Annotated in this window: 6 protein-coding genes, 3 tRNA genes and 3 pseudogenes; 4 read left to right on the plus strand and 8 right to left on the minus strand. The window is 70.2% G+C overall.

What is annotated here, in order from left to right; translation table 11 throughout:
- A pseudogene (locus AOK24_RS07120) lies at positions 1-189 on the minus strand (hypothetical protein); the annotation flags it as partial.
- A 115-nt stretch (positions 190-304) separates the two neighbouring features.
- On the opposite strand from AOK24_RS07120, the pseudogene AOK24_RS07125 reads away from it, so the two are divergent.
- Positions 305-1,553, plus strand: a pseudogene (locus AOK24_RS07125) (RNA polymerase sigma factor).
- A gap of 50 nt (positions 1,554-1,603) precedes the next feature.
- On the opposite strand, the gene AOK24_RS07130 reads toward AOK24_RS07125, so the two are convergent.
- The 4 genes from AOK24_RS07130 to AOK24_RS07145 form a co-directional block, all read right to left on the minus strand.
- The gene (locus tag AOK24_RS07130; protein WP_055719200.1) at positions 1,604-3,532 is read right to left on the minus strand and encodes an ABC transporter ATP-binding protein; all 1,929 of its coding nucleotides are present in this window, start codon (positions 3,530-3,532) and stop codon (positions 1,604-1,606) included.
- Positions 3,532-5,265 (minus strand): ABC transporter ATP-binding protein, encoded by a 1,734-nt coding sequence (locus tag AOK24_RS07135; protein WP_055719201.1) that lies wholly within the window; start codon positions 5,263-5,265, stop codon positions 3,532-3,534. The genes AOK24_RS07130 and AOK24_RS07135 overlap by 1 nt, the downstream gene beginning before the upstream one ends.
- Positions 5,266-5,497: 232 nt before the next feature.
- Complete coding sequence (locus tag AOK24_RS07140; protein ID WP_055719202.1) at positions 5,498-6,949, minus strand: FGGY family carbohydrate kinase; 1,452 nt, start codon at positions 6,947-6,949, stop codon at positions 5,498-5,500.
- Between the two features lie 127 nt (positions 6,950-7,076).
- On the minus strand, positions 7,077-7,367 hold the full coding sequence (locus AOK24_RS07145; protein WP_055719203.1) for a hypothetical protein: 291 nt from the start codon (positions 7,365-7,367) through the stop codon (positions 7,077-7,079).
- 136 nt (positions 7,368-7,503) lie between these two features.
- Between AOK24_RS07145 and AOK24_RS07150 the strand changes: the two genes are divergently transcribed.
- The 3 genes from AOK24_RS07150 to AOK24_RS07160 all read left to right on the plus strand — a co-directional run bounded on the left by AOK24_RS07150 (position 7,504) and on the right by AOK24_RS07160 (position 7,921).
- A tRNA-Asn gene (locus AOK24_RS07150) sits at positions 7,504-7,576 on the plus strand.
- Positions 7,577-7,581: 5 nt separating this feature from the next.
- A tRNA-Asn gene (locus AOK24_RS07155) sits at positions 7,582-7,654 on the plus strand.
- A 190-nt stretch (positions 7,655-7,844) separates the two neighbouring features.
- Positions 7,845-7,921, plus strand: a tRNA-Ile gene (locus AOK24_RS07160).
- A gap of 15 nt (positions 7,922-7,936) precedes the next feature.
- Here the strand turns inward: AOK24_RS07160 and AOK24_RS07165 are convergent.
- From AOK24_RS07165 to AOK24_RS50325, 3 genes and pseudogenes are all read right to left on the minus strand, one after another.
- Entirely contained in the window at positions 7,937-8,266 is a 330-nt protein-coding gene (locus AOK24_RS07165; protein ID WP_055719204.1) for a hypothetical protein, read from the minus strand.
- A 90-nt stretch (positions 8,267-8,356) separates the two neighbouring features.
- Positions 8,357-10,371 (minus strand): RHS repeat-associated core domain-containing protein (locus AOK24_RS07170; protein WP_240553707.1); only part of this gene is annotated, 2,015 nt, incomplete at its 5' end.
- Positions 10,372-10,373: 2 nt separating this feature from the next.
- Positions 10,374-10,838: pseudogene (locus tag AOK24_RS50325) on the minus strand (type IV secretion protein Rhs); the annotation flags it as partial.

Raw genomic sequence — 10,838 nt, forward strand, 5'->3', positions numbered from 1 at the left:
CGCCCGCGCGCGGGCGCGCTGCGCGCCGTACGTGTCACCCCGCAGCGTCAGCATCGGCTGCACCGGCATCCGCCCCCGCGCGAGTTCGATCACCGTGAGTTTCAGGTCCGCGGCGGACGCCCACGCGCGCAGATGGTCCAGGTCGGAACAGTCGACGGTGAGGTGTGTTTCGTACAAGGATTCGGACACCGGGGGATTCTCGCAGGTGGGGGCGTACGGGTCAGCGGCCGGTCACGTCGCGGACTCAAAAAGTCACCGCACGCCCCTCGTGGCGGTGATGTGTCGTACCCCACACTGGGTGGCGGTGCCTGAGTACTCGGAGCGCGGCCGATCCGTCCCCCACGAAACCCCCGCCCAGGCCGATGCTCACCGCGTACGGGACGGACTGCGGCGAGGCCGTCCACTCCGCCCCCGAAGTGCCGCTGTCGTACCCCCTGGCAGCGATCATCCTGGAGGTCGCCCCCGTGCAGACCCAGACGCTCACCCAGACCGACGTCAGTACCGAAGCGGAGCCCGACGCCGAGGCCGACGTGCTGGCCGCGGTGCCCGCGCAGGGCACCGCAGCGCACCACCCCGAGACGGGGCCCCCGCCGGAGGGGATCGACGAACCCCCCGAGCGGATCCGCCCGTCCGACACCGGCGGACCCTCCTCCGACCTGTTCCGCCAGTACCTCCGCGAGATCGGCCGCATCCCGCTGCTGACCGCGGCCGAGGAGGTCGAGCTGGCGCGGCGCGTCGAGGCGGGCCTGTTCGCCGAGGAGAAACTCCTCAACACCCCTGACCTGGACAGCCAGTTGGCGCTGGACCTGGACCGGCTCGTCGTCATGGGCCGGATGGCCAAGCGCCGCCTCATCGAGGCGAACCTGCGGCTCGTCGTCTCCGTCGCCAAGCGGTACGTCGGCCGCGGCCTGACCATGCTCGACCTCGTCCAGGAGGGCAACCTCGGCCTCATCCGCGCCGTCGAGAAGTTCGACTACGCGCGCGGGTACAAGTTCTCGACGTACGCCACCTGGTGGATCCGCCAGGCCATGTCCCGGGCCCTCGCCGACCAGGCCCGGACCATCCGCGTCCCCGTCCACGTCGTCGAACTCATCAACCGTGTCGTGCGCGTCCAGCGCCGCATGCTCCAGGAGCGCGGCTACGAGCCGACACCAGAAGAGGTGGCCGCCCAGCTCGACCTCGCGCCCGAACGCGTCGGCGAGGTCCTGCGACTCGCCCAGGAGCCCGTCTCCCTCCACGCACCCGTGGGCGAGGAGGACGACGTGGCCCTGGGCGACCTCATCGAGGACGGCGACGCCGCGAGCCCCGTCGAGTCCGCCGCGTTCCTGCTGCTCAGGGAGCACCTGGAGGCCGTGCTGTCGACGCTGGGGGAGCGCGAGCGCAAGGTCGTCCAGCTGCGGTACGGGCTCGCCGACGGCCGGCCGCGCACGCTGGAGGAGATCGGCCGGATCTTCGGCGTCACGCGCGAGCGGATCCGGCAGATCGAGTCCAAGACCCTCAACAAGCTCCGGGACCACGCGTTCGCGGACCAGCTGAGGGGATACCTGGACTGAGGCGGGGGTGCCACACACCGTCCGTGGCGGCACCCCAACCCCCTTGGGGCTCAGTCCACTTCGGCCACCGCCTCCGCGAACTGCGCCTTGTACAGCCGCGCGTAGGCGCCGCCCGACTCCAGCAGCTCGCTGTGCGAGCCCTGTTCGACGATCGAGCCGTTCTCCATGACGAGGATCGTGTCCGCGTCCCGGATCGTCGACAGCCGGTGCGCGATGACGAACGACGTGCGCCCGTGCGCCAGTTTGGCCATCGCCTTCTGGATCAGCACCTCCGTACGGGTGTCGACGGAGGACGTCGCCTCGTCGAGGACGAGGATCACCGGGTCGGACAGGAACGCGCGCGCGATGGTGATGAGCTGCTTCTCACCCGCGCTGACCCCGCTGCCCTCGTCGTCGATGACGGTGTCGTACCCGTCCGGCAGCGTACGGACGAACCGGTCCGCGTGCGCCGCGCGCGCCGCCTCCTCGATCTCCCCGCGCGTGACGTCGCGCGCGGCGCCGTACGCGATGTTCTCGGCGATCGTCCCGCCGAACAGCCACGTGTCCTGGAGGACCATGCCGATGCCCGCGCGCAGGTCGTCGCGGGACATGCGGGCGATGTCGACGCCGTCGAGGGTGATGCGCCCGCCGGAGACGTCGTAGAACCGCATGAGGAGGTTGACGAGGGTCGTCTTGCCCGCGCCGGTGGGGCCGACGATGGCGACCGTGTGGCCGGGCTCGACGGTCAGCGACAGGTCCTCGATGAGCGGCTTGTCGGGGTCGTACCGGAAGGACACGCCCTCCAGCGCGACCCGCCCGAGCGACTCGGCCGGGCGCTCGGAGTCCTTCGCGTCCGCCTCCTGCTCGTCCGCGTCGAGGAGCTCGAAGATCCGCTCGGCCGACGCGACCCCGGACTGCACCAGGTTGGCCATCGACGCGACCTGCGTGAGCGGCATCGAGAACTGGCGCGAGTACTGGATGAACGCCTGCACGTCACCGATGGACAGCGACCCGGACGCCACCCGCAGCCCGCCGACGACCGCCACCAGCACATAGTTGAGGTTGGACACGAACATCATCAGCGGCTGCATGATCCCGCTGTTGAACTGCGCCTTGAACCCCGCCTCGTACAGCGCGTCGTTCTGCTCGGCGAACTGCTGCGCGGACTCCCGCTGCCGCCCGAAGACCTTGACCAGCGTGTGCCCGGTGTACATCTCCTCGATGTGCGCGTTGAGCTGCCCCGTGGTCCGCCACTGCTGCACGAAGTGCGGCTGCGAGCGCTTGCCGATGCGTGTCGCGACGAGCGCCGACAGCGGCACCGTCACCAGCGCGACCAGCGCGAGCAGCCACGACACCCAGAACATCATCGCGAGCACGCCGATGATCGTCAGCACGGAGTTGATCAGCTGCCCCATGGACTGCTGGAGCGTCTGCCCGATGTTGTCGATGTCGTTCGTCGCCCGCGACAGCACCTCCCCGCGCTGCCGTTTGTCGAAGTACGACAGGGGAAGGCGCGACAGTTTCGTCTGCACGTCCTCCCGCATCCGGAACACCGTCCGGTTGACGGCCCGGTTGACGAGCCGCGTCGCGACCGCCATCAGCAGACCGGCGATCACGAACACGCCGACGGCGATCCCGAGGACCTCCCCCACGGCCCCGAAGTCGATGCCCTTGCCGGGCGTGAAGTCCGTCGACCGGAGCATGTCCGCGACGGACGACTGCCCGTCGTCCCGCATCCCCTGGAGGACCTGTTCCTTCGACTCGCCGGCCGGCAGCTGCCGCCCGACGATCCCCGCGAACACCAGGTCGGTCGCCTTCCCGAGGATCTTCGGACCGACGACGTTCAGCCCCACGCTGATCACGACGCACACCAACAGCGCGTACACCGTGAGGCGCTCCGGCTTGAAGTACCCGACCAGCCGCTTCCCGGACACCTTGAAGTCCAGCGACCGGCTGTCGGGTCCCGCACCGGCCAACATGCGTCCCGCAGGCCCGGCCATCAGGCAGCCTCCGCTTCCGTGAGCTGGGAGAGCACGATCTCCCGGTACGTCTCGTTCTCCGCCATCAGCTCGTGATGGGTTCCCGTCCCGACGACCCGGCCCTCGTCCAGGACGACGATCCGGTCCGCGTCGCGGATGGTCGCCACGCGCTGCGCGACGATCACCACGGTCGCCGCCGCCGTCTCGCGCGCGAGCGCCGCTCTCAGCGCCGCGTCCGTCGCGTAGTCGAGCGCGGAGAACGAGTCGTCGAACAGGTAGATCTCCGGCCGCTGCACCAGCGTGCGCGCGATGGACAGCCGCTGCCGCTGGCCGCCCGACACGTTCGTCCCGCCCTGCGCGATCGGCGCGTTCAGCCCGCCCTCGAGCCGCTCCACGAACTCCCTGGCCTGAGCCACCTCCAGCGCGTGCCACAGCTCCTCGTCCGTCGCGTCCGGGTTGCCGTAGCGCAGGTTCGTCGCGACCGTCCCCGCGAACAGGTACGGCTTCTGCGGCACCAGGCTCACCGCCTTCGCCAGCAGCTCCGGCTCGATGTCGGCGACCGGCACGCCGTCCACCAGGACCTCGCCGTCCGTCGCGTCGAACAACCGGGGCACGAGCCCCAGGAGCGTGGACTTGCCGCTGCCCGTCGAGCCGATCACGGCCGTCGTCTCGCCGGGCAGCGCCACCAGGTCCACCGCCTTCAGCACCGGCTCCTCGGCGCCCGGGTAGCGGAACCCCGCGCCCCGCAGCTCCAGATGCCCGTGCCGCCGCAGCTCCCGCACGGGCGCCGACGGCGGAACCACGCTCGACGACGTCTCCAGCACCTCCTGGATCCGCTCGGCGCACACCTCCGCGCGCGGGATCATCATGAACATGAACGTGGCCATCATCACGGCCATCACGATCTGCATCAGATACGCGAGGAACGCCGTCAGATCACCGATCTGCATCTCGCCGTCGTCGATGCGATGGGCCCCGAACCAGACCACCGCGATCGACGACAGGTTCACCACCGTCATGACGATCGGGAACATCAGCGCCAGCAGATTCCCCGCCTTGAGCGATACGTCCGTCAGGTCCGTGTTGGCCTTCCGGAACCGCTCCTCCTCGTACGCGTCCCGCACGAACGCGCGGATCACCCGGTTGCCGGTGATCTGCTCCCGCAGCACCCGGTTGACGGTGTCCAGCCGCTCCTGCATCGACCGGAACAACGGCCGCAGCTTCACCACGATCAGCGTCACGCAGACGCCCAGCAGCGGGACGACGGCCACCAGCACCGCCGACAGCGGCACGTCCAGACCGAGCGCCAGCACGATGCCGCCCACGCACATGATCGGCGCGGACACCATCAGGGTGAACGTCATCAGCACCAGCATCTGGACCTGCTGCACGTCGTTCGTCGTGCGCGTGATCAGCGACGGGGCACCGAACTGGCCCACCTCGCGCGAGGAGAACGACTGCACCCGGTCGAACACCGCCCCGCGCAGGTCCCGGCCCAGCGCGGACGCCGTCCGCGCGCCGTAGTACACGGCACCGATGTTCGTCACGACCTGCGCCAGCGAGATGCCGATCATCAGAGCGCCGTAGGTCAGGATGTAGCCGGTGTCGCCGTTGATGACGCCGTGGTCGATGATGTCGGCGTTCAACGTGGGCAGGTACAGGGTCGCGCTGGTCTGGAGCAGTTGCAGCAGCACCAGCAGACCGATCGGTTTTCGATAGGGCCTGAGATAGGTCCGCAGAAGTCGTATGAGCACGCTACGTCTCTCGGCAGAGGGTGGATGGGGTCCGGCGGAGGGGGCCTCATGGTTGCCCCTGGCCCCTATCGTCGGACACTCCACCCGCGTTACCTCAACCGATTAACCCATCAGGTGGCCTTCTTGAGCTGACAGCGCAACCGGGAACTCGGACGTTCTCCGGCGCGTTGGACCTTACGGGAACGCGCTTGGGAACGAGCTTTTCGAAGGCGCGCCCCGCCTCGGCGGAGCGTCAGTGCAGGGCCCCGGGATGGATCTGCTCCCGCACCGACACGAACTGCTGGCGCACGGCCTGGCCCACCGCGAGATCCTCGCCCGGGTCGAGCACCTGCGCCGCCGCTCCCTGCCAGGCCGGAGGCGTCCGCGGGTCCAGCGTCCCCTGCGACACCCCCAGCGCCCACGCCGCCTGCCGCGCCGCCCCGATCGCCGCGTAGTCCGCCGGCTGCGGTACGACCACCTGGGCCCCGAACAGCGAAGGAGCCGCCGCTTGCACCGCCGGAAGCCCGGCCGCCGCGCCGAGCAGGAAGATCCGCCGTACGTCGACCCCGCGCCCGCGCAGCACGTCCAGCGCGTCCGCCAGCCCGCACAGCATGCCCTCGAACGCCGCCCGCGCCAGATGCTCCGGCTTCATCGACTCCCGGCGCAGCCCGGTGATCGTCCCCGCCGTGTGCGGCAGGTTCGGCGTCCGCTCACCCTCCAGGTACGGCAGCATCACCAGCCCGTGCGACCCCGGCGTCGACTGCGTCGCCAGCTCCGAGAGCGCCTCCAGGTCCTTCACACCGAGCAGTTCGGCGGTCCCGCGCAGGGTGCGTACGGCGTTGAGGGTGGTGACGACGGGCAGGTGCATGCCGGTCGCGTCCGCCAGCGACGTGATCATCCCGGAGCTGTCCACCAGCGCCTCCGGGTGCACGGCCATCACCGAGCCCGAGGCGCCCAGCGACACGACCGCGTCCCCGAGCCCCAGGCCCAGACCGAAGGCCGCCGCCATCGTCTCGCCGGTCCCCGCCGAGATCAGCAGCCCCTCCGGCGTCGTACCCGCCGCCTCCGAGGGCCCGATGACGTCCGGGAGCATCACCTGGTGACCGAGCGCCAGCTCCACCAGATCGGGGCGGTAACCGCCGGACGCGGCCGACCAGTACCCCGTACCCGACGCCCCGCCCCGGTCCGTCGTACGGCGTGCCGGGCGGCCCAGGAGCTGCCAGACCAGCCAGTCGTGCGCCTGGAGCAGGACGGCCGTGCGCGCCGCCGCCTCCGGGTCGCTCTTCGCGAGCCAGCGCAGCTTCGTCACCGGGTGCCCGGACTGGGGGACCGCGCCGACGGCCTGCGCCCACGCGCCGCGCCCGCCCAGCGCGTCCACCAGGTCCGCCGCCGCGACCTGGGCGCGCTTGTCGCTGCCCGTCATCGCCGGGCGGACCGTGTTGCCCTGCGCGTCCAGGGGGATCACCGCGTTCTGCTGCGCGCTCACGCCGATCGCCTGCACGCCCTCCAGCAGACCGCCGCCCGCCGCCTCGCCGAGCGACAGGAGCCAGGACTGCGGGTCGACGTCGCTCGGGCGGGCGCCGCCCTCCGCGCTGTCGAGCGGGTGCGGGGCGTAGCCCTGCCTGAGCACGGCGCCCGTGTCCGTGTCACAGACGACGATGCGAGTGAAATCGGGCGCACTGTCCAGCCCGGCGACTATCCCCATGGGTCAAATTCTGCCGTAGCGCTGCGCCGGATCGGGCCGGTGAGGTGCTGGACGGCTCGCGGGGACGTCCGGGCGCGGGCACGTCGTGGCTGGTCGCGACTGTGTGGCTCGTTCAGGTGCTGCTCGTTTATGTGTTGCTCGTTCCCCAGTCGTCGTCCGCTGCCGCCGCGTTGCGCTCACGGAGCGTACGGACGCGGGTGGCGACCGAGTCGGGGAAGCGGATGCTGACCTTCTCGAAGGTGCGGCCCGCGAACTGGCGGCCCTGCTGGGCGGCCGATTCGGCGGTGTTGCGGACCGCCGGGTTCTGCGCGACGGCGCGGGCGGATTTCTTCAGCTGCTCGTAGCGTTCACGTCCGGCACGGGTGCCGAGGACGTAACCCACGGCGAGTCCGGCGGCGAACGTCAGCCGGTAGCGCATGACGGCGACCCTTCCCTGGTGTCGGCGGGGATACCGATTGGCGAAGCACCCCCCTGCTTGCGCTAATGTATGTGTCGCAGCGAGAGGGCGCCCCCTGGCAAGTACCCAGGTGACGACGATCGATGCGACGAGGCATTCCCCTGTAGCTCAATTGGCAGAGCAGCCGGCTGTTAACCGGCAGGTTACTGGTTCGAGTCCAGTCGGGGGAGCTCGGTCCTCCGTAGCTCAATTGGCAGAGCAGCCGGCTGTTAACCGGCAGGTTACTGGTTCGAGTCCAGTCGGGGGAGCATGCTGAACGAGGACCCCGTTGGGGTCCTTTTTCATGTCCGGTGGAACCGTACGGGCGCTGGTGCGGTCCTCCCGGATACGAAGGCGAGGTCAGCAGGCATGCGGAAGCCGACCATCCGGAGCGGGAGATCGTATGACCGGCTATGCTGCGGCAGACGGCGCGCACACTTGTACGCGACACGCCGCTATGGGGCGGTAGCTCAGCCGGTTAGAGCAGCGGACTCATAATCCGTCGGCCGTGGGTTCGAGTCCCACCCGCCCCACCATTTCGTCCCGCGGGGCTATTCCAGTTCCGCCGCGTGCCTCTTGAGGTCTTCGGCGTACGTGTCCCAGTCGGGCCCGAAGGACAGGAGGTCCGCAGCCGCTTCGCGGAGCAGCTGTGGGTCGTCGGGGCGTTGCAGGCAGGCCAGGCGGTAGGCGAGATTGCGGGCCCAGGGCGGCAGGGCCATCCAGTCCTCGTCGAGGATCTCCCCGAGCATGGCGAGGATCTCGTCGGCCGTCGCGAAGGTGAGCTTCTCGACGAACTCACGGGCGGCTTCGGTGACCTGCTGAGGGTCCGCGCCGTCGATCGCCTGGCTGAGACTTCTGGCCGCAGGGGTCGGGTCGGGCATCTCTCGCTTCTCCTGACGGATTTCTTCCGGCGCCCCGAAGTGCCTGGGGACGATACGGGTGTTCAGACCCTAGTCGACGCCCACCGGACGCTACGGGTTGAGCCAGTACGTGGACAGTTGGTAGGCGCCGTCGGGCCGCTGGATGACCCGGTAGCCGACATCGTGCCCGTCGATCCGCACCGACCTGTCGAGCGGGCCGGTGAATTCGGGGGTTCTGGCGCGGGGGACGACCCCGCCGTCCCTCATGTACGCGTACACGTCGGAGACGATCGCCTGTTCGATCTGGTCGGGTTTCAGGTTGGTGGTGCGGAGATCGTTCGTGGTTCCGTCCGGGCCGGTGTGGGCCCGGTCGTAGCCGTGGCCGGTGTTGAAGTGCCACTGGTCGTCGCCCACCGTGGCGGAGCGTTTGAGGTCCTGGCCCTCGCCTTTGGAGGTGTACTCGCCGATGGCCGGGCCGTCGCCGTTCGGGTACGGCGACAGGCCGAAGGGGTCGCAGACGGTGTGCGGGTTGGTCACGTAGGCGACCGGGTTCGGTGCCGGAGAGAGTCCCAGCGGGTCCGGGGACGTGTACCGGCCGGTCTCCGGGTCGTAGTGACGGAAGAGGTTGTAGTGGAGACCGGTTTCCGGGTCGTAGTACTGACCGGGGAAGCGCAGCGGGGTGTAGGCCGTGCTGGAGCGGGACCAGGCGGTGGTTCCCCAGAGGGTGGTGCGGGTGCGCCAGGCGATCTGCCCGGACTCGTCGATCAGTTCCGTGGGGGTGCCGATCAGGTCGGTGGCCACGGCGAAGAAGCGCCGGTCGATCTCCTCCTGGCGGGCGTCCGGGGTGAGGATGCGTTCGGTCTGCGCGAGCGGCACGAGGCCCCGGTGTTCCCAGGTGATCGCCACCGGACGGGGCAAGTCGCCGGAAACGCTGGTCTGTTCGCAGAGAACCAGACCGTCCCAGGTGAACCGGATCTCCTCCGCCACGGCGTCGCCGTCCTGCGTCAGGCGCTGCTTGGCGGTACGTCGGCCCAGAGGGTCGTAGCGGTATCGCCAGCGGGTGCCGTCAGGGGTGACCACGGAGGTGAGACGGTCCTCGGCGTCCCACGTGTACCGCCAGGTGTCCGGTTTGCGGGAGAGCCGGATCTTCTGGCGCAGAGTGACGCGGCCGAGGGCGTCGTGCTCGAAGCGGATGTCACCCGCACGCGTGACGGTGGTGCCCGTGTAGGCGCGAGGGCCGGTGGCTTCGTGGCCGGGGTGCGCGTCGGGCCATGCGGCCGAGGTCTGGTTGCCGCTCGCGTCGTAGGCGTACCGTTCGCTCCAGCCGTGCGCGTGGACGGCGGTGACCCTGCCGACCGGGTCGAGCTCGAAGGTGCGCTTCCCCGACAACCGGTCGGACGTCGCGGTGAGACGGCCGTCGGCGCGATAGGCGTACGTGCGCTCGTTGAGGGTGCGGGAACCGGCCGTGAGGTGCTGGGCCGACAGCCGGCCGGCCTCGTCCCAGGCGGAGGTCTGGGTGACGATGTCACCGAAGACGCGTTCCGCTTCGCGTCCGGCAGGGTCGTGCGTGAAGGTGATGTCGTGGCCCCCGGTGCTCACCCGGGTGGGGCGGCCCGCGGCATCGTAGGCGTAGCTCGTGACCAGTCCGGTGGGCGTGGTGCGGCGAATCCGGCGGCCGACGGCGTCGTACGCGTGGTCGAGGGCGCGGCCGTCGACGAGTTCGGTCTTGAGCCGGCCGCACCGGTCGTAGCGGCGCACCAGTTCGCTGTCGGGACTCGACGCCTGGATCAGGCGTCCGGCGCGGTCGTAGGCGTGGACGGTGACCCGGTCCGCGACCTCCTTGCGGATCAACCGGCCGAGTTCGTCGTAGGCGTACGCGGTCACGCCGCCGAGGTGATCGGTCCGGGTGGCGAGTTGTCCCGCGGCGTCGAGTCCGTAGGTGACGAGGCGGCCGTCGAAGTCGGTCTCGGAGACGAGATTGCCTGCCGCGTCGTACTCGTAGGTCCAGGTCAGGCCTTGTGGGTCGGTGACGCGGGTGAGGCGCAGGCCGGCGTCGTGCTCGAATGCGTAGCGGGCGCCGTCGGGCCGGATGCGGGCGGCGAGCAGGTCGAAGTGGGTGTACTCGANNTCGGGGCCGGTACGGCGGGCGAGCTGCCCGTCCGCGTGCCACTCCAGGTGGGTGACGCCGCCTGTCGGATCGGTGATGCGGACCGGTCTGCCGAGGGCGTCGCGTGTCAGGCGGGTGGTGCCGCCTGCCGGGTCGGTCACGTCCACCGGGCGGCCGGAGGCGTCGCAGCGTACGAGGGTGGTGGCACCCAGAGCGTCGGTGACGGAGGTGAGGAGGCCGGACTCGTCGTAGGCGTAGTGGGTGGTGCGGCCCGCCGGATCGGTGACCGCTGTGCGGTTGCCGTGTGCGTCGAACTCCTGGAGCCAGCGGGCGCCGTCCGGGTCATGACGCTCCACCGGCAGGCCGAACAGGCCGCGTACGACACGGAGTTCGGTGCTGTCGGGGCGGGTGACCGTGGTGAGGCGGCCGTCTTCGTCGTAGGAGAAGGCGGTGGTGCGGCCCAGGGGGTCGGTGCGGGTGAGGAGG

Origin of the sequence: Streptomyces niveiscabiei (genome assembly GCF_001419795.1) — a bacterium.
Taxonomy (GTDB): Bacteria; Actinomycetota; Actinomycetes; order Streptomycetales; family Streptomycetaceae; genus Streptomyces; species Streptomyces niveiscabiei.